The sequence below is a fragment of the Nitrospira sp. genome (assembly GCA_024760525.1).
In the GTDB taxonomy this organism is placed as follows: Bacteria; Nitrospirota; Nitrospiria; order Nitrospirales; family Nitrospiraceae; genus Nitrospira_D.
In genome coordinates, this window is sequence record CP060499.1 from 3,842,164 (window position 1) to 3,860,653 (window position 18,490).

Genomic DNA, 18,490 nt, shown 5'->3' on the forward strand with positions numbered 1-18,490 from the left:
GGCTCGCATTGTTCGCTACTTACCGCGGCAAATACAGTAACATCCAGTCGATCTTGTCTGTGGTCCCTTTTTGAATGCGATATTTCGCATCGATATCCACTCGAATGGCGGTTGGCGCCAATGGATCACCATGGCGATCGACGAGCACAACCTCAGGTGTGAGACTAAATGTACGCCCGTCAATTTGAAACGTCGCTTCATATACTGCGGTGATTGTTCCCTTGGGATAACTGGTCATAGCGGAGGGAAGCGGCTCATCGGCACGACTTATTTGAGCTACTCCCGCGCCAGCCAAAACGAGGATCGAACAAAGAACTATCAGCTTGCGAAGATCCAGCGATGAATGACTACCCTGACTTTTGAGTTTCATAGTGTTGCATGGCCTCCCACCCATCATGTCTTAACCATTCGTCGCTCGTTTCACGCATCCTTCCCCAGTGGTGTTAAGGCAATCGAAGGTCACAATCACCCGACTGGTGGCACCCGTCGCTGCATTTGCCGCCACACAGTCCACTCGATAGAACTGATCAAAGGTTGGCTTGTCCGGATCAGCGAAATCACTGCCGGTTCGTCGCTTGGAATAAAGAAAATCGATGTCCCCATTGACGATATAGCCATTCACATTCATTGTAAGATTTGGCGCATTACCCGCCCCAACAGGGGTGTCGGGGTAATTTCGAAATGCCAGTGCTCCGTTAATTTCCTGGGTAAATACCCCCTGATTGATAGCCGGCACCGGTCCCTGAGGTGCAATGAGTACAGCTGCCTGACCGGTCATTTGAGGATCCTCCATCGTCAATCGAATTGCGCGGACCGCGGATCCCACACATGCCTCTGCGGCATCCGTTCCCTCTTCAACCATGCGGACTGCTCCAGCCATTGAGTTTTCCATTCCCGTCATTGTCAGTGCTGCAACGCCGAGAGCACCGATGATCAACATCAGCAACATCACCGTCATGAATGACGTGCCACGCTCATTGCTGAGCGTCCAGACTTCACTCGGAACCACACGAGAAATCCTCATAGTTAGAGCCTTTGGTTGCGGAGTTCGATCGTTCGAGTCAGAATGCGCCGGCGAAACTGAAAATAGTTCGCCTGCTGTGTCGGAGATGCGGTGTCGCCAGGAGCAAAGAGCCCATTCGCGTGGTTGTGATCGCTGATGACAGGGAAGGTGGTCGTATGCAGTGGAGTCGATTGGGCTTCCCCCATGCCTTGATCGGCTCTGGTTTGACGTGCGACGATGTTGACCTGAGCCAGCCGAATCGTGCTGGGTGTCATGCGATTCCCATACGGTGCGGCCACACCAAACCAATTTCGATTCGTGATGAAATCAGCCTGGTCGAACTGATTCGAAAGATTGAGATCGTCCGGCTGCAAATCAGGCCTACCGTTATTGACACGAGGGTCACAGCCATCACAGGCATAGGCGAGTTGCAGATCCTCGACTCCGTCCATGATAGGGATGCATCCTGAATTCACCTGATTACAGTTGGGCGGCCCACCAAGACCTACGAGTGCGGCCGGAACAGCGCCACGGACGAGACAGGGGGTAGCTCCCTGGCAGAGATTGAGGGCATCAGGAGGAGGAATCACCTGGTACGTGATGCATTGCAGCAAATACACCTGCGCCCCAGTCCCAAAAGCCGTGGGAGCAGGAATCGCTGGATTCAGCGTCAAGCTTCCTGGATTGACAGACTGAATCCTTGAACCAGCAACGCCACCGATTGACACAGGCATGCCAAGCAGCGCCGCCGCACCACCAGGAATCGCATTCCCCATCGCTGTAGTCGCATTTGCCGGCAAGGGAATACTCGCTATCGATACATCGATTCCTCCAATAGTACCGGGTGCTACAGGAACGAAGACTTGCCACAGTGGTCCCACCGCAGTAATGGAGTTTGTCATTGGAACAACCATTGAGATGGTATCCGGGCCGGTGTCTGCTCCAAGAGGGTTGTTGTCGCCTGGGACCAAGGACGAAGGCGTGCCGTTGATGTGGCATCCCCCTACCGCCGTTGAAAGACCGCGCATCCCGAATCCGGCTAACTTGAGATCGGCCGTGATCATGTCCATGGCATTCCGCGCCGTTGCCTGCGTGCTTCCTACTTGTCCGGTTATGCGCGTGGTCTTCTGACTGACGACCAGAGCTCCAAACCCGGCCGCAATGATGGCCGTCGTCATCGCCGTCGCGACCATGATCTCCGTCAGTGTAAAGCCTCTCTGGCTCTGGTCTCGCGAATCGGATAATTGTCTCATTGCGAGTCCCCCGCGTATCCTCTTGGTGGTCCTCATCAAGAAGCCTTATTCCGGCTCAATCAGTGTTTGGAAGGCCACTGCTCTTGCCCGTTGTCCCGCGGCACGATCATTCCACTGAAGCCGTACTGTGACTTGTACAGCGCTTGAATCAGCTCGTAGTGGAATCACAGGAGCAGCTTGGACCGTACCTCGTGCATTGAGCAGGTTCGTGGCTAGAACCAAAGTTCGCCACTGAGTACAATCACCTTGGATCGCTCTTGTCGCCGCTTGCGAAGCGGCGATCGCAGGAAATGGCATGGCTGGCAGGGGAGCAGGAATCCCGCCGGCTAAACAGTTCCCCGGCCCTGTGGTGTCCAAGTTGTTGTAGGCCCAAGCGAAGCGTCGATTGCTTTGGATCCTCTCCATCATGTCGGCCGCGACATTGGTGACAATGGATAAGTCGTTGGCATCAACGTTCTTCGTAAATGACACGCCTTGCATGGCAGCCATGCCCATGACCCCCACACCGAGGATGGCCGCGGAGATCATCACCTCAGCCAACGTAAATCCTTTTTCATTGCGTACTTTCAACATTCGCTTACCTTCTTGTTCACGATGTTTCATTGATGGTGCACGGATTAATCGCTCGTCGACACCAGGTCACCTTTCCCGAGGGCATCAATGAAATTGTGTAAATGAGATTTGAGTCTCGCGTACTCTGCAGCTGAACGGTTTGGACAGCCAAGGGTGTGGTGCTCAACCCTCGAGGAGTAAAGCCGAGTGGGTTCACCGGTAAGGGCGTTATGAAGCGTACGTTCTGGGGAAGGATTTCGGTGCTCAAAGGAGCGGTAAATGCCACTGTGTCTAGTCCCGCTGGAACACTCGCCGGTGTAGCGGCAATCAAGATATTGCGGCTGATCGCTGAAGAACGAGCAAGGACCAACCGGTTATAAAGACTGGTCGTAGCTTGATAGAGCTCATGCTTTGCGTACATCTGAAGAAAACTCGGAACAGACACTGCCGCCGCGATGCCTATAATCGCCCCGACTATGGCAATTTCTACCAAAGTGAAGCCACTTTCGTTTGAACGGAGCTTGCTCATGGGTTTTGCTGTTTGCTTCATGGCGTTTCCTAATCGAGCAAGGGGCATGCCGTTTTAAGCGAGTCGTTTCCTCCACCTAACTTCTTGATTTTATGGCAATCCTTATCCGACGAGATCCAATGAGCGCGGCCATTTTTCGCGCGAATGCACGACAATTTTCGGCTGAGGCGCTGTACCGTTTCGTACGGGAGAGCGGATGTCTTTGGTTGACAGAATGCGCAATCACCACTAGGGTTCTTGTTGAGGCAACTACGGATGGGCAGCGCCAATCAAGCACAGGGAGTCTAAATGCCGGCTCGCGAGCGGTGGATGACACAGGAATCTCGTAAGGTCCCACGATTTGCCATCCAACTTCCTTGTAAATTCGGCCACGTTGCTCACAAGACCGAGGGAACAGCCCTGAACCTTTCGTCACAGGGATGTGCCATCACGGCGGAGCAACTTCCCGCCATCTCGACTTATGTTTCTCTGGAGATTGATTTGCTAAACGGGGAGGCGCCGGCTGACATTGAACTGGCAGCCGTTCGCTGGGTCTCAGGGCATCGATGCGGGTTGGAATTTATCAAAGTTGCGCCCGAGATGCTTCTGAAGCTGAAGACGTTCGTATCGATGTTGGAGCAGACCCCTTAGCAAACTCAGTGGTTCGTATTTACTACTCGCGCTACTTTATCGCTACGGCGCGGACCTGCCGGTATGTCGTAACACCCTTCAGCACTTTTTGAATGCCATTTTGCAGCAGTGTGGCCATTCCATCGCGCATTGCCACACTGAGGATTTCAGCCGTTCGCGCCCTCCCTTGAATCAGGTTTTTGATGTCCTCAGATGCGACCAGGAGTTCATGCAACGCCACCCGTCCCTTAAACCCACTGTGATTGCAGACATCACAACCCTTTCCACGATAGAGAGTGAAGTCGTCGGTGTACATCACGCCAAGCTTATCCCAATACCGCGCTCCGTAGCCTTGCACCAATTCGTCGTATTCCTGTTGAGTCGGATGATAGCCCTCTTTGCACTGGAGGCAAAGACGTTTACAGAGACGCATCGCGAGTATCCCCAACATCGCATCCGCAAAGTTGAACGAATCGCACCCCATATCCAGTAATCGAGTGACGGTTTCTACCGCACTGTTGGTATGCAGCGTGCTCATCACCAGATGACCGGTGAGCGAGGCTTCTATCGCAGTATCGGCCGTTTCTTTATCGCGCATCTCTCCGATCATGATCACGTCCGGGTCGGCTCGAAGGAATGCGCGCATCGCCGAGGCAAAGGTAAACCCGATCTTTGGATGCACCTGCACTTGCCTGAGACCCTCCTGTGTGATCTCGATGGGGTCTTCGGCGGTCCAAATTTTTCGCTCATCCGTGTTGATGTGTTGCATGACGGCATGCAACGTGGTGGTTTTCCCTGAGCCGGTCGGTCCCACACAGAGGAAAATTCCATGTGGACGCTCGGAAAGCGCCTTGACGGTCTCCAGCACGTCCGGCGAAAAGTCCATCGCCTCCAACGGCATCGTTTCCTTGGCGGTCAGAAGACGCAGCACGACATCTTCATTGCTTCCTGCGGTCGGCAATGTGGCGACGCGTAATTCGATTTCCCGATCCTTCGCCAATTTATAACGGATCTTTCCGTCTTGAGGTTTCCTTCGCTCGGCAATATCCAAGTTGGCCATGATCTTCAGACGCGAGACAATGGCTCGTCGATAGACTGCCGGGATCCGCATGTACGTAAAACACGTCCCATCGACACGGAACCGCACAGCTGTTTCTTTGCGATCCGAATAGGGCTCTACGTGCACATCGGACGCCCCTAATCGATACGCTTCGGCGATAATCTGGTTGGTCAGGCGCACGATGGCTGAATCGTTTTCATCGATCTCGCCCGACTCGCCATCACCGTGTCGCTCGATACCGGCCTCATCGACGAGTTCCCCAAGAATCTCAGTGATCGAGCCGCCATTGGCCTGGCCTGTTGCGACAAGGAGGTATTGCTCGATGTCCCTCCGAAGCCCGACAGAGAAGCGGACCGTCGTGCCGGGGAACGCGCGACGGATATCGAGACCTTTTTCTAAGTCGTGGGGATCGTTGATGACGATATCAAGCACGGTTCCCTGTCGCTTCATGGGAATCCAGGAGTTTCTTCTGAGATAATCGAAACTGAGGTTCTTTAAGAGTTCCGGGTCGATGACGGTCCGTTCATCATAGGAAACATACGGACATTGATAGAATTCGCTGAGCGCTGATCCGAGTGCGGCTCTCGGCACACGATACTTCTCGAGCAAGATGGTTTCCAGATCTACTTCCCTTGATAACGATTCCTCCACCGCCGCTTCGAGTTCGGTCTGACTGATGAGCCCACGATAGGCGATACAGTCCAAAAGACTGCGCGCCATCGTCATCTTGCGAGGTGGTTTGGCCATCTGTGGCTTTTTCAGACAGGCAGCGGAAAGAACGTGCCGTTTACCATGCGCTTCAGCACCGTGCGTGATCATTCTATCTCATCCCGCGTCGCCGACAATAAGAAGTTGCTTTTGTACGCTATGTGCACGCCTTACCCGCTCGCCGAGACACCACAGGCGGCGTATGCAATTCAGTAGCGTGCCATCCATGTGCCTGGGGCTCGATACACGACCGGCAATCCCCGAAACAGACCTTGTCCGAGTTCGTGCTCGTACCACACTTCGAACGTGCCTCTTGAACTCGATTGCGCAATCGTCTCTCCGGCAACCACAGCTCCATACAGCCTCACGCTTCCCGCGACCGTGATGGTACCGCTGGCATACAGCACTCCGTTGAAATGTATGCCCGAGAGTTGAACGGGTGCGCGGGTAGGATCATCGCCCTGATCCGTCTCTGGAGGGCTGAGAGCAGGGATGGACGAACCGAGCCCATTCGGAGCAAGCACAACGTGACCCTGCATCACCACGGTACCCTCTACGTATTGGGTCTGCAGTTTGAGGGTGCCGAGATTATCAAGACGTGGTGCGGTTTGGTCGAGCGTATCGATGAAAATCAGGCCGCGATGATCACCAGGGGCTTGGGACCGGAGTACCTCATCGGGAGATAAGCCATGTCCAGGTGCTACGACACCTTGCGGATACAGAAGACCGCCGCGATCGATGCCGAAGTACCGACCAAACCGTTTTGCCAGTCGCTTCACGTGTTCGTAGTTCCACTGATCGAGGCGCACCCCGGGAATAGGATTCTGGGCCTCGTGAAGATTGTGTGGGAGACTAGTGGTTTGGCTCGAAGGGGGTTGGGTTATTTGAACGTTTCCTCCCACCCAGGCTTGCATCCACCGATCCTCCCGTTGAGCCGTTTCGTCATATCCCTGCCCGGTCACAGGAGCAAGCGAACTGTGTGTGGGGATATCGCCGCCTTGCCTCAGAACAAGGTCTTCACCGACCCGTAAATCGCCCCAATGCACGCTGACAGGCGACTCACTCCCCGGTTGGTACACGCCTAAGGACTTACCCACCTGGACAGCGGCTTTCAGGGGCGGCAAGTCCAGCGCACCAAGCTGAAGGGAAACTGATTGCCGGACAGGCGGATTGGTATGGGTTGCAATGGTGGCGTCGACGGAGCACAAAAGACCCGGGTTCGAGGGTGCGTACACTTTGAGTTCTTCCACATGTCCAAGGTGCTGCATGACACGAAACATCCCGGCCTCAGGATCATTTAATATCTGATTCTCCGTAGCGTTCTCTGCATGAACGCGAAAATCCGGCTGATTCGCCGTTCCCACAAACTGTGAGCGGCCGGTCGGGTCGAAAAAGGAAGGAGCTCCTTCTGCATCACGATTTCTTTTTTCGCGCAGTGACGCAATCCTTGGTGTCATGGCGGTCGACCGCGGGTCGTGAAACCAGGCGACCACGAGTTCGCTCGCCGCATCGGCAAGTTGCTGGGCAACGGCCGCTTGGCTTCCAGCATTGGCACTGATGGCCTCCTGCCCGGCCAGATTCAGAAGGGTGGTGGCCAGTAACGATAAGATCAGCACGATAACCATAGCCCCCAGAAGTGCAATCCCCTGCTGGCCTGTGTGGGTGTTCATCGGCAACATGTCTCGTCTCCTCCTATGATCGAATGCTCACTTCGCGGGCCATTCTATGCAATGACTGGTTTGACTGAATTTCCAGAACGATGCGCTTCACCTGCGACGGCTGATTCGTTTCCTGTCCCATCTCACTCCAGTACGAGAACCTGACGTCGTCGAGTTCTCCGATAAGCGTACTCGCGCCCCCATCGACCATGCGCATCAGATTTGACGTACCTTCCTTCTCGTGCTTCACGTAATAGAGAACTCGATTGTGTACTTCAACAGCAGCCCCAGCCGGGAATGACACCCCCACCGGCTCTGCCAGAGCCAACTGATATCGTTGTCCTCCGCGAGAGAGTCGATGCGATTCGCAGGCGCCCGGGCCACAAACAAGGATTGTCTTTCCTTCACCCCATCCGCGCCCATCCTGAACCGGGATGACGGATTGGCCGGGAAGAATCGCACCGGTCGTGGTCGTCCGATAGGCGCTGAGATTGGCCTGAAACACAAACTCATCGGGAGTCACCGTGACGATCGACTCGGCCGTCGCCAATCGAGCTTCCTGCTCAAATACTTCCAGCCCCAATCGCAGATCCTGCTGGAGTTTCAATGTCCGGTGCTGCTTCTCTGCGTGGGCATGAACCACATTGAAGACACTCAGCACTGCGGCCAGCACAGCAGCCCCGACGGTCAAACTGATCATCAACTCAGTCAGACAGACCCCGCGCACATTGACCAGGGCATGGAAACAAGCCTGACGTCTCAGCTCAGAAGTGACAGCGCCCTCGCGGCTCATTGCTGCCCCACATATCCGGGATTGGCTCGAATAGTCGCCACATGGATTTCTCTCGGTTGCCCTCGCAACCCAGGATAGGAAGCGACCGCTCGGATGGTCACCATGCCGGACGCACTCAGTGGTCCCGGACGCTCACCTTCGATTGTCCACACAACCGTCACCCCATCGCGCTCATGCATGGCCGTGTAGATCCCATCGCCCGCGGTGACGTCGTAGCCTCGGCCGTCATCGGCCATGAACGTTTCAGGAACACCATCGCGATCCAGATCATCCTCCAGAAGTGACTGCCAGCGAACAGAACGCTTCACTTCCAATCTGGCCTGGGCCAGTTCCAATGCCTGATGGCTCAGGCCACCCTGTTGCAGATGCCTCGACGAAACCTCCACCGCGCCCAGTGCCCCCATCAACGCGATTCCGGAAATCATCATCGCCACCATCACCTCGACAAGACTGAATCCGTTCTGTTGAAGTGAGCCGTTCATAGGATTGATACCCGACCCGTAAGGCTCACGGTGAGTTTTTGGGTCTGGCCCTCATGGCTGCGTAGTAGAATCGTCGTTGCAGTGGCCGATCGCCCGCTGGGATGAAACTGGATCTCCGGCCCTGTACTTGGTTCCTCGATCACAAGACCCTTCCCCCCATAGCGATACACATGGTGAATGGTGCCGCCGTTGACGAACTGCGTAATCAGTTCCTGTTGCTCCATATCGATGAGGATCCGAACCCGATCGCGATAGGTCAACGCGAGCTGCTTCGCAAGGCGCAGTTCCGAGGCGACCTCCTCCGTGGTACAGCGGACCTGCGTACGTGAGTTGAGGCCCAAGAGGTTGGGAATGGCCATGATCGAGACCATGCCGATGATTCCCACAACGACCATCAGCTCCGTCAAAGTTTTACCGTCCTGCCTCATCTCTTTCCCCCCCGTGACTGCTCCGGTGAGCTTGGCCGATCGCTATGTCAAGAGTCGTGCCGCTCAGGGATAGACCGTTCGCGGATCGTGTCCCAACAACGATGAGGAGGATCTGGATGCTCTAAACCATGGAATCAAGGAAAGAAAACGGAGAAGGCGTGGAATAAGGAAGAAGGGGCAGTGTCAGAAGAGAAAGGGATCGCGGAAGAGCACAACTATACACCAATAGATACAGTTCCTTACGGAAGAGATACAGTGACTAAACGCTCCGAAGTGGCCATGGGAGCCATTAGCCAGCCAGCACCCCTTGATACCAGTCGAGAAGTGATTGCCCAAAGAAGAGCGCCACCAAGGCGCCGCACACAAGAAACGGTCCGAATGGAATGTAGTCTTCCCGCCTGATTACTCGTGCGACGATGAGCGTCACGCCGACGAGCGACCCTAAGAAGGACCCCACCATGATCGTCATCAGCGCGGGTTTCCACCCAAGAAACGCCCCGATCATAGCGAGCAACTTGATGTCTCCCCCTCCCATGCCCTCTTTTCCAAAGACATAGGGGCTGGCCCACGCCAAGAGCCATAGAATTCCTCCTCCGACGAGAACTCCCAATAACCCGTTCAGAAAGCCGAGCGGAAGAATGGTCGCGGCACTGATGAGACCTACAATGATTCCGGGGAACGTAACGGCATTGGGAATCAGCTTATGAGAAAGATCCGTTCCGGCTACGACGAGGAGAGCCGAATAGAGCAATCCATACGCCATGGCAGCCCAGCTAAGACCGAAGAACCAAAGGATCCCTACATAACCCAATGCATTCAGAATCTCCACCAACGGATAGCGGAAGGAAATCGGCACTGAACATTGTCGACAGCGGCCGGCCAGAACCAGATAACTCACGACGGGAATGTTATCGTGCCAAGCGATCGAGTGGGAGCAAGTCGGGCAATGAGATCCCGGCCACACAATCGACTCCTGCCGTGGAAGACGATAAATACACACATTTAAGAAGCTGCCGACGAGCCCGCCAAAAAGGCCGGCAATCACCAACGGCAGTAGAGTTTGGCTCTCATGCATAATTGCTCAGAGTGCTTTCCTTACCCAGCAACCCTACTAGGGCCGAAGGCCCTGCATTTACAATCGTAATCGATCATTTCATAATGACTGCGTTCTGTTTTGTTCGGTCTATATCGAGTATACCTGAAATGCATCACTATCAAAGGAGAACTCATCCTTATGAAAGGAGAACTCATCATCATGGCTAAAGCGACTGCGAAGCCTCGGCCTCGGAAATCTCTTGCCGACCTTGAGCCTCCTCCTCGCGTAAAGCGTCCTGAATCGCTCACGTCACGCGAACAGGAAATTCTGGAATTGATATGGGCAGGATTTAAGAACAAGGAGATCGGTCAACGCTTGAAGATCAGCGTGAAGACCGTCGAGGCACACCGCGCCAATATGATGAAGAAAATGCGGGTATCGAATACCGCTCAATTACTGAAGACCGCGATCCAGGGGGGCGCGCTCAGAATCCGGTAGAGTCGTCCCGCTTCTGATTGTTTGGACGACGTTGACGAGCCACTTCGAACAAGACTACCGCGGCGGCTGCCGACACATTCAACGATTGGACCTGGCCTCTCAGAGGAATTTGGATACATTCGTCGCAATGCTGCAGAACTCCCGGCCGAATGCCCGTGCCCTCACCTCCCAAGACAAGCCCGATGGGTCCTCGCAGATCGACGTCGGTGAATACCTTGTTTGCCGACGGCGTGACTCCGTAGATCCAGACTCCAGCTGTCTTCAACGACTCGAGTAATCTGCTCAGATTCGTTACACGCGCCACAGGAATGTGATCGATCGCTCCGGCTGAAGCCTTCGCAACTACCGATGTGAGTCCGGCGGCTCTTCGTTCGGGAACAAATACACCGTGAGCCCCGGCTCCCTCCGCGGTCCGAAGCACCGCTCCAAGGTTGTGCGGGTCTTCTACACCGTCCAAGATGACCACGAGCGGCTGCTCATGGCGTTGGGCTGCGCGAGCCAGAATTGAATCCTCCGTTTGATAGGCTTTTGCTGCGGCAAATGCCACGACGCCTTGGTGCTTGCCATTGGGTATGAGGCGGTCAAGAGCGGTCAGAGGCTGGACATGGATCGGAACATGACGAGAGCGAGCCAGTTGCACTAGATCGGCAAACTGTTTATTGGTCCGAAGAACCAGCACGCGCTGCAATGGCCGGTGACCGGCCTTCAGGGCTTCACGTACGGCATGGAGGCCATAGAGAATCTCCTGTCCGTCAGCGCTTCCAGCGGCTGGTGCCATCCGGTTTGTCCTCGATGATGATTCCTTGAGCGGCGAGCGATTTCCTGATCTCGTCCGCCCGCGAAAAATCTTTTCGATTACGGGCCTGTTTCCGTTCAGCCAGCAACATTTCGATGTCCGTTTCAGATAGGGCAGTTCGAACCGTTGCGGTCTCCATGGCATGGGCCGACAATGCGTCGGAAACTGAGTCGTGAAACTGCCACTTGTCCAACCCAAACAGCCCCAACAGATTGCCCATGGCGCGAAATTCATCTCTGGCAATCTGTCGCGCTTTCGTGGAAATTCCCCGATCCAGAAGTTTATTGATGTCGCTCCGCAGTTTCTGAAATTCGGCAACGGCCATCGGTGTATTCATGTCGTCATCCATTGCGGCTTTGAAGGAGTTCCTAAAGCGCTGGACCGACTGTTCCAGGTCCCGGTCCGCTATCAAATTCTCATCGGACTCGCCGAGACGTCCAAAGAGGTCATAGAAACCATTCAGGGCGTTTTTGGCCTCTTTCAATGCTTGATCAGAAAAATCGAGTGGCCCATGGTAGTGGGTTGAAAGGAGAAAGTACCGGAGAATTTCCCCTGTCACCTCTTCCGACCATTCAGATTTCTCGAAAATCTCACGAACCGTGAAGAAATTGCCGAGCGAATTGGACATCTTCTCCTGATTGATCTGCACGAAGCCGTTGTGCACCCAATAGCGCGCGAAGGTTTTTCCCGTTGCGCCGCAAGACTGGGCCATTTCGTTTTCATGGTGGGGGAAAATCAGATCCATCCCGCCGCCATGGATGTCGAAGGTTTCACCGAGATGTTTGATCGACATCGCCGAACACTCGATATGCCAGCCCGGCCGGCCGGGTCCCCACGGGCTCTCCCATGCCGGCTCCCCCGGCTTGCTGCTCTTCCACAGCGCAAAGTCCATCGGGTGATGTTTTCGTGCATCGACATCCACACGCGCGCCAGCTTGCATGTCTTCGAGTCGTCGTTTTGACAGACGCCCGTATTCGGGATATTTCGAGACTTCAAAATACACATCGCCGCCCACGACGTAGGCCAAACCCTTCCTAACCAGCGCGTCCGTCAATTGAATGATGTCACTCATATGCTCAGTGGCCTTCGGCTCTTCCGTCGCGGGCCTGATTCCCAACTTTCGCATATCTTCCTGGTATGCTCGTATGTACTTCGCGGTCACGGCGTCACAGGAAATATCTTGTTCGTTCGCGCGCTTGATGATCTTGTCGTCCACATCGGTGAAGTTTTTCACGAAGGTCACGCCATAGCCGCTGTATTCCAAGTAACGTCGCAGCACATCAAACACCAATGCACTCCGCGCATGGCCGATATGGCAATAGTCGTAGACCGTGACGCCGCAGACATACATGCGGACTTTCTTCGGCTCGATGGGTTCGAAAGGTTCTCGTTTCCGGGTGAGGGTATTGAATAACTTGAGCATACGGCTTAGGCCTCTGGATTCATACGTCGCTTAGGCCAGTGAGACCAGAGGAAGTACCCTACGGCCAGAGCAAGCACGAGTCCAATCACGATGTCGAATTGATGAAAATAGTCACGCAGATGCTCCCACTGTTCCCCCATGCGGAGGCCGATGTAGGCCAGCAGATAGCACCAGGGCAGCGCGCCGACAAAGGTGAAGAGGACGAAGCGGGGGAAATTCATCCTCGCGATGCCCGCCGGAAGCGAAATGAACGTGCGCACAACCGGAAGCATGCGGCTAAAGAAAACAGCGGCCTCGCCGTATTTGGCGAACCAGCGATCGGCAACATCGAGATCATGATGCGATAGGAGGAAATAAGGCCCATAGCGCTCCGCAAACGGCCTCCCTCCCCACACACCCGCATAGTACGCCACGATGGAACCAAGAACATTGCCAACCGCACCGGCCAGCGTGACTCCCAGCATGGTGAATTCCCCGGTCAGCACAAGGTAACCGGAGAAGGGCATGATGATCTCGCTCGGCAAGGGAATGCACGCACTCTCGACAGCCATGGTAAAGATGATGCCCGCATAGCCGAATTTCGAAATACAGGCAATGATGAATCGGCTCAGCTCACTGATGACAGCTTCGATCAATCCTCCTATCACACACCCGACTCCCTCGTAAGACCAATAGCAAACCGCGATGCGGAAGACCGTTTGACATCACGCTTGATCAGCGGCTCCCACGCACGAAACTGATCAAGTACTCCATGGTGAGTACTATCCAGACGGATCGGGGTGATGGACACACACCCCTCTCCGATCGCCTCGTGATCGGCGTCCTTACTGCGACTCCATGATATGCGCTTGCCTGCGATCCAATAATACTTGCGTCCGTGTGGATCAAGCTTCTCGATAATCGGATTATCGAATCGCCGGCGGCTGAGGCAGGTGACCCGCACTCCCCTGACTCCCTGTCGCGACCGATCCGGGATATTGACGTTCAGCAGCGTCTCCTCAGGAAGGCCACGAGCAAGGATGAGCCGCGCGACACGTACGGCATAAATGGCGCCCACTTCAAAACGGAATTTCTCCGCCCCTTCTTGGGATACCGCCAGGGATGGCACGCCCAGAATAGTCCCTTCCACTGCCGCGGATACAGTCCCCGAATACATCACATCATCGCCGAGGTTGACACCTTTATTGATGCCGGACACTACGAGGTGAGGCCGTTTGGGCATGACTTTGAGCAGTGCTAGATTCACGCAATCCACCGGTGTCCCATTGACAGAGAAGATACGCGCCGCGACTCGATGGAGTCGCAAGGGTTTGTGCAATGTAACCGCATGCGCCACGGCGGTCCGCTCGCGATCCGGAGCCACAACCCACACCTCACCGATCGAGGCAAGAGCCTTGGCCAGAACGGTGATTCCCGGTGAGTGGATCCCGTCATCGTTGGTCACAAGGATGCGCATGGTCCGTGTTCAACAAAAAGAGCTGCCTGAGGCAGCTCCGGGGGTGGAACTGAGTGACATGAATCCATCACTCCGTTCTCCGCACGCTCAATACATAGGTAAACTGGTCGGGGCGGCGGGATTTGAACCCACGACCACTCGCACCCCAAGCGAGTGCGCTACCGGGCTGCGCTACGCCCCGACATGTTTCTATCTCCGTTGGTTCTCATCTTCGCCTATGATCTCGGATCTCGGCGACCGTCGCCGATGACACGCATCATGGATGCGATTCGATGATCTTGAGAATGACTTGGAGGTCTCCTCTCAACTTTTTCGCAACATCCTTGGTACTCAGTTTTCGAGAGGCAGCCCGACCACGACGGACCCAATACCGCTTTACTCCCTCCAAGGTATGCCCCTCGTCATACAGCATCCGCTTGATTTGCAGCACGGTTTCGACGTCCCGTTGAACATAGAGACGTTGATTGCCCCGACTCTTCTTGGGTTTCAAAAAGGTGAATTGTGATTCCCAGAAACGGAGCACATACGCGGGAAGCTTCGTTAGCTGACTCACCTCTCCGATCTTATAGAAAACCTTACTCCCCAGCCTGGGCTCAGTTCCCATGACCGGCCTCACGGTGCGCGTTGTGGTTGTGCAGTGGAGCTGAGCTGATCGTCGATCTGTCTGTTATTTTTACGCAGGATGATCAAAAAGATCGCCATTGAGGCCGCAACGAGCCAGAAGCCAAGTCGTACCGTGCCTCGTACGGTGAGGCCTTGAGTGACGCAAGAAAAAAGCGGGCGGTCTTTTTCAGCATCCTGCTATGAATTGACGTATTTCTTGAACACTTGGCTTGGCCGAAATGTCACGACGCGACGGGGGGTAATCCCGATTTCTTCTCCAGTCCTGGGATTTCGTCCCTTACGGGCACCCTTGCTCCGCACAACAAAATTTCCAAACCCGGCAATTTTGACTGATTCTCCCTTCTGCAGGACAGACTTGAGCAGATTCAGCACAAACTCCACAATATCAGCCGCTTCATTCTTCGAAATGCCGACCTGCTTGAAAATTTCGTCAGCAATATCCGCCTTTCTCATGCCACCCCCCTACGTGACCACTGCAACCCATCGCGCTTCACGCTTGCGGACCTACACCGCAATGCGATGAGTTTTGCTTAAGTTACGTGAGGTTACACACCCTGTCAAGAATAAATTTGGCGAATGCTTACGAAACTCATCTAATCCTTGGCAAGAAGTTTGTACTCGATACTATCCGCCAGAGCCTGCCAGGTGGCCTCGATGATGTTCTCAGAGACGCCGACCGTCCCCCATTTATCTTTGTGGTCTCCTGATTCGATCAATACGCGGACCTTTGACTCGGTCCCTCGATTGGCCGCCAGTACACGCACCTTGTAGTCGAGAAGTTTCACCTCCCGCAGTTGCGGATAGAATTTTTCCAGCGCCTTGCGCAAGGCATGGTCGAGAGCATTCACCGGTCCGGCACCGATGGCGGCTGTATGTTCAACCGCTTCACCCACCTTGACCATCACCGTCGCCTCAGCAAGAGGCGTTCCATCTTCCTGCTTCTTCTCGACGATGACGCGAAACCCGAGCAATTGAAACGAGGGTCTGTGGCTCCCCATCGCCTTCCGCATCAACAGCTCAAATGATCCTTCAGCCCCTTCGAATTGATAGCCTTGGTTCTCTCGCTCCTTCAACGTATGGATCAGCTCGTCGACTTTGGCGTGGTTCTTTGAAAGCTTGATGCCGTACGTTTCGATCTTGTCGAGCAGACCGCTCCGCCCTCCGTAGTCAGAAATCAGCATCCGCTGCCGATTACCGACTCGGACCGGATCGACATGTTCATAGGTGGCCGAATTCTTCAGCACGGCATGAATGTGCACTCCGCCTTTGTGCGCAAACGCGGCATCACCGACATAGGGCTGATGTTTGTTCGGCATCAGATTCGCGATCTCGGTGACGAAACCTGCGACATCCTTCAGATGGCTCAATCGATCAATTAGGACAGGACGCTTCATCTTCAACTCTAAATTGGGAATAATCGAACAGAGATTTGCATTCCCGCACCGTTCCCCGATCCCGTTGATCGTTCCCTGTACCTGCACGATACCGGTCTCGATCGCCACGAGCGAGTTCGCCACCGCCATTTCGCAGTCATTGTGCGCATGAATGCCGAGCGGGACCCCGCATTCGCGTTGAACCACACTGCAGATCTGTCGGATTTCCCACGGCATTGTGCCACCGTTGGTGTCGCAGAGAATCACCCGTTCTGCCCCGGCCTCCACCGCCTTTCTGATGGTGGTGAGCGCATACTCAGGATTGGTCTTGTATCCGTCGAAGAAATGCTCTGCATCGTAGAACACCCGGCGCCCCTTCCCGCGCAAATACGCGATGGAATCTGCGATCAATTCTAAGTTCTTTGTCAGCGAGATTCCGAGGGCATCGGTCACATGCAGCGACCAGGTTTTCCCAAAGAGCGTAATCGTTTTTGTTTCGGCGGCGAGCAACGCCTGGAGATTGGGGTCCTTTCGAACGGTATGGCTGGCTTTCCTGGTCGATCCGAACGCGATGACGTCCGCGTGCTTGAGCGGAATGGTCTTGATGATTCTAAAAAACTCTATGTCTTTTGGATTCGCCCCGGGCCAGCCGCCCTCGATAAAATGAACGCCCAGATCATCCAACTTTTGCGCAATGCGGACCTTGTCGTCGGCTGAGAAACTGACGTCCTCCGCCTGAGCTCCGTCGCGCAAGGTGGTGTCGTAGATTTCCAGGAATGCGGTGCGATCCTCAGCCGGTTCTTGCTCAACAACCGGCTGGTGCTCACGAGAAGCTCGGGAAACGCGGGGCTGAGATGTTTTTCGGCCCATGGTGAGAAAGGGTATCAGGTCGTCAGGTGATCTGTCGAGACTCGAACGGATGAGTCTTTGGCGTCGTCCATCCGATAGAATCCATACGACCGCAGGCATCCCATGACGACAAAAGCGCTAGGCCGCATCGAGATCGAATGCCGAATGGAGAGATCGCATAGCTAATTCGAGATACTTTTCATCGATGACACAAGAAATTTTGATCTCAGAGGTGCTGATCATCATAATGTTGATCCCTTCTCGAGAGAGGACTTCGAACATCTTGGCCGCAACCCCCGAATGAGACCGCATACCCACTCCGATGAGCGAGACTTTGGCGATGGTTTCGGTCACCGACACCGACTTGGCCTCGATGTCCTTCGCCACGGCCTGAATGATTGGCACAGCGTTCTTCAGATCGGCACGCGGGACGGTAAAGGAGAGGTCCGTCATGGCTGCCTGGCTCATGTTCTGAATGATCATATCGACGTTGATGTGGGCCTCGGCGACCGGTCCAAAAATCCTGGCGGCAATCCCCGGTTTGTCCGGCACTCCGATGATCGTAATCTTCGCCTGATTGCGATCTCCGGTGACACCGGCGATGGCCGCCGCCTCCATGTCCGCATCTTCCTTCGTCACGAGCGTTCCCTTTCCTTCTTTGAAGCTGGAATTCACCTCGATCGGGACATTGAACTTGGCCGCGAACTCGACCGATCTCGTTTGGAGAACTTTTGCTCCGAGACTGGCCATTTCCAGCATTTCTTCGTAGGCGATCCTCTCGATCCGTCTCGCCGCAGGGACGATGTTGGGATCCGCCGTGTAGACGCCATCCACATCGGTAAAGATAATGCACCGGTCGGCTTTCAGAGCCGCTGCCAATGCGACCGCCGAAAGATCGGAACCCCCACGTCCGAGCGTCGTGACATCCGAGCGCTCGTTGATCCCCTGGAATCCGGCCACAATGGGGACCACTCCTTGTTCAAGAGCCTCACGGACGCGATCTGCCGTTACGCGCGCGATCCGCGCCTTGGTATGTGCGCTATCGGTAATGATCCCGACCTGCCGACCGGTAAAGGACCGGGCATTGATGTCTCGCCCTCGTAATTCCATCGCCAACAGTGCGATGGTGACTCGTTCTCCTGTTGACAGCAGCATGTCCAATTCGCGTTCATCGGGAGCGGCCGTCACCGCGTGTGCCAGCTTGATGAGTCGATCTGTCTCACCGCTCATCGCGGAAAGCACGACCACGACTCGATTTCCATCCCGCTGTGTCTGAGCCACGCGGTCGGCAACACGATGGATTCGCTCAATCGTCCCGACCGAAGTCCCGCCGTATTTCTGGACGATCAGCGCCACGGTC

21 protein-coding genes and 1 tRNA gene are annotated in these 18,490 nt (G+C 55.0%); 2 read left to right on the forward strand and 20 right to left on the reverse strand.

Features of this window, described 5'->3' with window-relative positions; all coding sequences use genetic code 11:
• Positions 1-19 precede the first annotated feature (19 nt).
• The 5 genes from H8K04_18030 to H8K04_18050 all read right to left on the reverse strand — a co-directional run bounded on the left by H8K04_18030 (position 20) and on the right by H8K04_18050 (position 3,358).
• Positions 20-370 (reverse strand): hypothetical protein, encoded by a 351-nt coding sequence (locus H8K04_18030; protein ID UVT15677.1) that lies wholly within the window; start codon positions 368-370, stop codon positions 20-22.
• Positions 371-400: 30 nt separating this feature from the next.
• Positions 401-958, reverse strand: a complete 558-nt coding sequence (locus H8K04_18035; protein UVT15678.1) for a hypothetical protein — start codon at positions 956-958, stop codon at positions 401-403.
• Between the two features lie 68 nt (positions 959-1,026).
• Positions 1,027-2,256 carry a PilW family protein gene (locus tag H8K04_18040; GenBank protein UVT18036.1) on the reverse strand — a complete coding sequence of 410 codons (1,230 nt, stop codon included), beginning with the start codon at positions 2,254-2,256 and terminating at the stop codon, positions 1,027-1,029.
• Positions 2,257-2,301: 45 nt separating this feature from the next.
• Entirely contained in the window at positions 2,302-2,829 is a 528-nt protein-coding gene (gene pilV / locus H8K04_18045; protein UVT15679.1) for a type IV pilus modification protein PilV, read from the reverse strand.
• A 16-nt stretch (positions 2,830-2,845) separates the two neighbouring features.
• Complete coding sequence (locus H8K04_18050; GenBank protein ID UVT15680.1) at positions 2,846-3,358, reverse strand: prepilin-type N-terminal cleavage/methylation domain-containing protein; 513 nt, start codon at positions 3,356-3,358, stop codon at positions 2,846-2,848.
• Positions 3,359-3,625: 267 nt separating this feature from the next.
• On the opposite strand from H8K04_18050, the gene H8K04_18055 reads away from it, so the two are divergent.
• The gene (locus H8K04_18055; GenBank protein UVT15681.1) at positions 3,626-3,967 is read left to right on the forward strand and encodes a PilZ domain-containing protein; all 342 of its coding nucleotides are present in this window, start codon (positions 3,626-3,628) and stop codon (positions 3,965-3,967) included.
• Between the two features lie 31 nt (positions 3,968-3,998).
• Here H8K04_18055 and H8K04_18060 read toward each other — a convergent pair whose 3' ends face one another.
• The 6 genes from H8K04_18060 to H8K04_18085 form a co-directional block, all read right to left on the reverse strand.
• On the reverse strand, positions 3,999-5,726 hold the full coding sequence (locus H8K04_18060; GenBank protein ID UVT18037.1) for a type II/IV secretion system protein: 1,728 nt from the start codon (positions 5,724-5,726) through the stop codon (positions 3,999-4,001).
• A 197-nt stretch (positions 5,727-5,923) separates the two neighbouring features.
• A complete protein-coding gene (locus tag H8K04_18065) occupies positions 5,924-7,393 on the reverse strand; it encodes a hypothetical protein (GenBank protein ID UVT15682.1) in 1,470 nt (489 codons plus the stop codon).
• Positions 7,394-7,406: 13 nt separating this feature from the next.
• Positions 7,407-8,165: a hypothetical protein gene (locus H8K04_18070; protein UVT15683.1), complete on the reverse strand. Its 759-nt coding sequence runs from the start codon at positions 8,163-8,165 to the stop codon at positions 7,407-7,409.
• On the reverse strand, positions 8,162-8,647 hold the full coding sequence (locus H8K04_18075; GenBank protein ID UVT15684.1) for a prepilin-type N-terminal cleavage/methylation domain-containing protein: 486 nt from the start codon (positions 8,645-8,647) through the stop codon (positions 8,162-8,164). Before H8K04_18075 ends, H8K04_18070 begins: the two co-directional genes overlap by 4 nt.
• Positions 8,644-9,075 carry a prepilin-type N-terminal cleavage/methylation domain-containing protein gene (locus H8K04_18080; protein ID UVT15685.1) on the reverse strand — a complete coding sequence of 144 codons (432 nt, stop codon included), beginning with the start codon at positions 9,073-9,075 and terminating at the stop codon, positions 8,644-8,646. The genes H8K04_18075 and H8K04_18080 overlap by 4 nt, the downstream gene beginning before the upstream one ends.
• Before the next feature lie 289 nt (positions 9,076-9,364).
• Positions 9,365-10,150, reverse strand: a complete 786-nt coding sequence (locus H8K04_18085; GenBank protein UVT15686.1) for a prepilin peptidase — start codon at positions 10,148-10,150, stop codon at positions 9,365-9,367.
• A 159-nt stretch (positions 10,151-10,309) separates the two neighbouring features.
• Between H8K04_18085 and H8K04_18090 the strand changes: the two genes are divergently transcribed.
• Positions 10,310-10,609: a response regulator transcription factor gene (locus H8K04_18090; GenBank protein ID UVT15687.1), complete on the forward strand. Its 300-nt coding sequence runs from the start codon at positions 10,310-10,312 to the stop codon at positions 10,607-10,609.
• Here H8K04_18090 and rlmB read toward each other — a convergent pair.
• The 9 genes from rlmB to H8K04_18135 form a co-directional block, all read right to left on the reverse strand.
• The gene (gene rlmB / locus H8K04_18095) at positions 10,596-11,351 is read right to left on the reverse strand and encodes a 23S rRNA (guanosine(2251)-2'-O)-methyltransferase RlmB (protein UVT18038.1); all 756 of its coding nucleotides are present in this window, start codon (positions 11,349-11,351) and stop codon (positions 10,596-10,598) included. The genes H8K04_18090 and rlmB overlap by 14 nt on opposite strands.
• 10 nt (positions 11,352-11,361) lie before the next feature.
• Positions 11,362-12,828, reverse strand: coding sequence for a cysteine--tRNA ligase (locus H8K04_18100; protein UVT15688.1), 1,467 nt, complete (start codon positions 12,826-12,828; stop codon positions 11,362-11,364).
• Between the two features lie 5 nt (positions 12,829-12,833).
• Positions 12,834-13,463 (reverse strand): DedA family protein, encoded by a 630-nt coding sequence (locus H8K04_18105; protein UVT18039.1) that lies wholly within the window; start codon positions 13,461-13,463, stop codon positions 12,834-12,836.
• Between the two features lie 8 nt (positions 13,464-13,471).
• Positions 13,472-14,284, reverse strand: coding sequence for a 5'/3'-nucleotidase SurE (gene surE / locus H8K04_18110; GenBank protein UVT15689.1), 813 nt, complete (start codon positions 14,282-14,284; stop codon positions 13,472-13,474).
• A 104-nt stretch (positions 14,285-14,388) separates the two neighbouring features.
• A tRNA-Pro gene (locus H8K04_18115) sits at positions 14,389-14,465 on the reverse strand.
• Between the two features lie 75 nt (positions 14,466-14,540).
• Positions 14,541-14,888, reverse strand: coding sequence for a MerR family transcriptional regulator (locus H8K04_18120; protein UVT15690.1), 348 nt, complete (start codon positions 14,886-14,888; stop codon positions 14,541-14,543).
• Positions 14,889-15,085: 197 nt separating this feature from the next.
• A complete protein-coding gene (locus H8K04_18125) occupies positions 15,086-15,361 on the reverse strand; it encodes an integration host factor subunit alpha (protein ID UVT15691.1) in 276 nt (91 codons plus the stop codon).
• A 140-nt stretch (positions 15,362-15,501) separates the two neighbouring features.
• Entirely contained in the window at positions 15,502-17,151 is a 1,650-nt protein-coding gene (locus H8K04_18130) for a citramalate synthase (protein ID UVT15692.1), read from the reverse strand.
• A 117-nt stretch (positions 17,152-17,268) separates the two neighbouring features.
• The gene (locus H8K04_18135; GenBank protein UVT15693.1) at positions 17,269-18,486 is read right to left on the reverse strand and encodes an aspartate kinase; all 1,218 of its coding nucleotides are present in this window, start codon (positions 18,484-18,486) and stop codon (positions 17,269-17,271) included.
• Positions 18,487-18,490 lie beyond the last annotated feature (4 nt).

Coding starts and splice junctions, on each gene's coding strand:
- H8K04_18060 (UVT18037.1), bottom strand. CDS start 5,726: ATGGCGCGCAGTCTTTTGGACTGTATCGCCTATCGTGGGCTCATCAGT.
- H8K04_18070 (UVT15683.1), bottom strand. CDS start 8,165: ATGAGCCGCGAGGGCGCTGTCACTTCTGAGCTGAGACGTCAGGCTTGT.
- H8K04_18075 (UVT15684.1), bottom strand. CDS start 8,647: ATGAACGGCTCACTTCAACAGAACGGATTCAGTCTTGTCGAGGTGATG.
- pilV (UVT15679.1), bottom strand. CDS start 2,829: ATGTTGAAAGTACGCAATGAAAAAGGATTTACGTTGGCTGAGGTGATG.
- H8K04_18065 (UVT15682.1), bottom strand. CDS start 7,393: ATGTTGCCGATGAACACCCACACAGGCCAGCAGGGGATTGCACTTCTG.
- H8K04_18050 (UVT15680.1), bottom strand. CDS start 3,358: ATGAAGCAAACAGCAAAACCCATGAGCAAGCTCCGTTCAAACGAAAGT.
- H8K04_18130 (UVT15692.1), bottom strand. CDS start 17,151: ATGGGCCGAAAAACATCTCAGCCCCGCGTTTCCCGAGCTTCTCGTGAG.
- H8K04_18080 (UVT15685.1), bottom strand. CDS start 9,075: ATGAGGCAGGACGGTAAAACTTTGACGGAGCTGATGGTCGTTGTGGGA.
- H8K04_18100 (UVT15688.1), bottom strand. CDS start 12,828: ATGCTCAAGTTATTCAATACCCTCACCCGGAAACGAGAACCTTTCGAA.
- surE (UVT15689.1), bottom strand. CDS start 14,284: ATGCGCATCCTTGTGACCAACGATGACGGGATCCACTCACCGGGAATC.
- H8K04_18090 (UVT15687.1), top strand. CDS start 10,310: ATGAAAGGAGAACTCATCATCATGGCTAAAGCGACTGCGAAGCCTCGG.
- H8K04_18125 (UVT15691.1), bottom strand. CDS start 15,361: ATGAGAAAGGCGGATATTGCTGACGAAATTTTCAAGCAGGTCGGCATT.
- H8K04_18085 (UVT15686.1), bottom strand. CDS start 10,150: ATGCATGAGAGCCAAACTCTACTGCCGTTGGTGATTGCCGGCCTTTTT.
- H8K04_18035 (UVT15678.1), bottom strand. CDS start 958: ATGACGGTGATGTTGCTGATGTTGATCATCGGTGCTCTCGGCGTTGCA.
- H8K04_18040 (UVT18036.1), bottom strand. CDS start 2,256: ATGAGACAATTATCCGATTCGCGAGACCAGAGCCAGAGAGGCTTTACA.
- H8K04_18030 (UVT15677.1), bottom strand. CDS start 370: ATGAAACTCAAAAGTCAGGGTAGTCATTCATCGCTGGATCTTCGCAAG.
- H8K04_18120 (UVT15690.1), bottom strand. CDS start 14,888: ATGGGAACTGAGCCCAGGCTGGGGAGTAAGGTTTTCTATAAGATCGGA.
- H8K04_18055 (UVT15681.1), top strand. CDS start 3,626: ATGCCGGCTCGCGAGCGGTGGATGACACAGGAATCTCGTAAGGTCCCA.